Annotated in this window: 2 protein-coding genes; one reads left to right on the plus strand and one right to left on the minus strand. The window is 73.6% G+C overall.

The window, feature by feature from the left end:
• A partial coding sequence (gene pknB, locus J7523_RS20080; RefSeq protein WP_291890523.1) for a Stk1 family PASTA domain-containing Ser/Thr kinase occupies positions 1–1,645 on the plus strand: 1,645 nt, incomplete at its 5' end.
• Between the two features lie 99 nt (positions 1,646–1,744).
• On the opposite strand, the gene J7523_RS20085 is transcribed toward pknB, so the two are convergent.
• Positions 1,745–2,368 (minus strand): aminodeoxychorismate/anthranilate synthase component II, encoded by a 624-nt coding sequence (locus tag J7523_RS20085; protein WP_291890524.1) that lies wholly within the window; start codon positions 2,366–2,368, stop codon positions 1,745–1,747.
• Between the last annotated feature and the right edge of the window lie 24 nt (positions 2,369–2,392).

Raw genomic sequence — 2,392 nt, forward strand, 5'->3', positions numbered from 1 at the left:
GTACTCGCACCACGCCGGCATCGTGCACCGCGACATCAAGCCCGCGAACGTCATGATCACCCCGACGGGCGCCGTCAAGGTCATGGACTTCGGCATCGCGCGCGCGGTCGCGGACTCCGCGGCGACCATGACGCAGACGCAGGCCGTGATCGGCACCGCGCAGTACCTCTCCCCCGAGCAGGCGCGCGGCGAGCAGGTCGACGCGCGCTCGGACCTCTACTCGACCGGCTGCCTGCTGTTCGAGCTGCTCACGGGCCGCCCGCCCTTCGTCGGCGACTCGCCCGTGGCGGTCGCGTACCAGCACGTGCGCGAGAACCCGCCCGTGCCCAGCACGATCGCCAACGACGTCCCCGAGACGCTCGACCGCATCACGCTCAAGGCCCTCGCGAAGGAGCGCGACGCGCGCTACTCCTCGGCGGCGGAGTTCCGTGCGGACCTCGACGCGGTGCTGCGGGGCGGGCACGTCGGCGCCCCCGCGGTGGGTGCCGCGATGGCCGCCGCGCCCACGGCGGACGCCACGCAGGTCATGGCGCCGCCGATGGCAGCGACGCAGGCCATGCCGCCCGCGACGGGTGGAGCGCCGTGGGGCCCGACGGGTCTGGCCACGGTCGCGCAGGAGCAGGCGGAGGACGAGGACGAGGAGAAGAAGCGCCCCTGGCTCATCTGGGTGCTCGCCGCGGTCGCGCTGCTCGCCGTCGGCGGGATCGTGTGGGCGATCATCGCCAACTCGAGCCCGCCGCCCCCGACGGGCGTGACCGTCCCCGACGTCGCCGGCATGCAGCAGGACGCGGCGCTCCAGGAGCTCCGCGACGCCGACCTCAGCCCGCAGCCCTCCCAGGAGGCCAGCGACGAGTACCCGGCGGGGCAGGTGACCCGGACCGACCCCGCGGCGAAGACGGAGGTCGAGAAGGGGGCGACGGTGACGGTGTTCATCTCGACGGGTCCCGCCGAGGTCACCGTGCCGGACGTCGCCGGCATGACCGAGGCCCAGGCGGTGGCCGAGCTCGAGAAGGCCGGGCTCGTCGTCGACCCCAACCGTCAGCGTGAGGACGTCCCCACGCAGCCGAAGGACCGCGTCACCAAGACCGATCCCGCGGCGAACGCTCCCGTCTCGTCCGGATCGACGGTGGTCCTGTACCTCGCGACGGGCAACGTGATCGTCCCGAACGTCACGGACCAGAACGTCGAGGTGGCCACGCAGACCCTCAGCGACCTGGGTCTGCGCGTCAACACCAGCAGCGTCGAGTCCGACAAGCCCGAGGGCACGGTCGTGTCGCAGTCCCGCGAGGAGGGCGCGCCCGTCCCCCAGAACACCGTGATCGACCTGGGTGTCGCCGCACCGCCGTCCACCGCGACGGTGCCCACGAACCTGCGGGGCATGACGTACGACCAGGCCGTCCAGGCGCTCGCCGCCGCCGGCCTCTCCAACGTGACGCAGGAGGACGTCGCCTCGGACGAGCCGCAGGGCACGGTGGTGTCCTCCGACCCCGGCGGCGGCACGGAGATCGCCAAGGAGCAGCGCGTGACGCTGCGGGTCTCGCGCGGGCCGGCCCCGACGCAGGCCCCGAGCTCGACCGGCCCCGGGAACGGGTCGGGCGGCGGGGGCGGCGGAGGCGGCGACGCCGGCGGCGAGGGCAACGGCTGACGGGCTGACGCTCCTGGACCACGAACGCCCCCGACCTCCTGGTCGGGGGCGTTCGGCCGTGTCCGGGCGTTCGGCCGTGTCCGGACGCTCGGGCCGGTGTCAGAGGCGCACGAGCGGGTGCAGCCCGGCGGACCGCTCGACCGCGTCGTCGGCGCCGCACACCTGCAACCAGTTCGCGAGGAGGCGGTGGCCACCTTCGGTGAGGACCGACTCGGGGTGGAACTGCACGCCGTGCAGCGGCAGCTCGCGGTGCTGCAGCCCCATGACGATGCCGTTGGTACGCGCCGTCACGACCAGCTCGTCGGAGAACGTGCCGTCCACGACCGCGAGCGAGTGGTACCGGGTCGCGGTGAAGGGTGAGGGCAGGCCCGCGAGGACACCCTGCCCGGTGTGCTCGACGGGGCTGGTCTTGCCGTGCATGAGCTCGGGCGCGTGGGTGACGGTGCCGCCGAAGACCTCGCCGAGCGCCTGGTGCCCCAGGCACACGCCGAGCATCGGCGTGCCCGACGTCGCGCAGTCCCGGATCACCTGCAGGCTCTGTCCGGCCTCGGAGGGGGCCCCGGGCCCGGGGGAGACCAGGACGCCGTCGTAGCGGGCGCGCTCGGCCGCCGGGGGCACGGCGTCGTTCCGCACGACCTCGGTGGTCGCCCCGAGCTGGTCGAGGTAGCCGACGATCGTGTAGACGAACGAGTCGTAGTTGTCGACGACGAGGATCCGCGTCATCCCTCACCCACCGTGGTCTCGTTG

It is taken from the genome of Cellulomonas sp., assembly GCF_017744555.1.
Lineage (GTDB): Bacteria > Actinomycetota > Actinomycetes > Actinomycetales > Cellulomonadaceae > Cellulomonas.

Excerpts from the sequence above, each read along its gene's own strand:
- J7523_RS20085 (WP_291890524.1), bottom strand. The coding sequence starts at position 2,368 with ATGACGCGGATCCTCGTCGTCGACAACTACGACTCGTTCGTCTACACG.